Source organism: Pseudoalteromonas sp. GW168-MNA-CIBAN-0100, from assembly GCF_040309225.1.
In the GTDB taxonomy this organism is placed as follows: domain Bacteria; phylum Pseudomonadota; class Gammaproteobacteria; order Enterobacterales; family Alteromonadaceae; genus Pseudoalteromonas; species Pseudoalteromonas arctica.
This window is the reverse complement of sequence record NZ_JBEOOL010000436.1, coordinates 1-286: the sequence shown is the minus strand read 5'-3', so window position 1 is coordinate 286 and position 286 is coordinate 1. Positions and strand designations below refer to the sequence as shown.

Sequence of the window (286 nt, the reverse complement as noted above, 5' to 3'; positions counted from 1 at the left end):
CCAATTGAAGGCAAAGGCAAGCACCTCACTGTTGAAGTGGTATCGCTAAACTGGAAGTGGTTATTTATTTACCCTGAGCAAGGCATTGCTACGGTTAACGAATTGGTGTTTCCGGCAAACGTGCCGGTTGAATATAAAATCACTTCAGAGAGCACCATGAATTCATTTTTTATTCCGCAATTGGGGAGTCAAATATACTCAATGGCTGGCATGGAAACCAAGCTGCATTTAATCGCCAATGAACCGGGTACTTTTAAAGGTTTTTCGGCCAATTACAGTGGTGCAG

Annotated in this window: 1 protein-coding gene; it reads left to right on the top strand. The window is 43.0% G+C overall.

Annotation, left to right across the window (positions count from 1 at the left end; translation table 11 throughout):
* Positions 1-286, top strand: a 286-nt coding sequence (locus tag AAEY62_RS21840) for a cytochrome ubiquinol oxidase subunit II (protein WP_350636495.1), incomplete at both ends; no start/stop codon positions are given.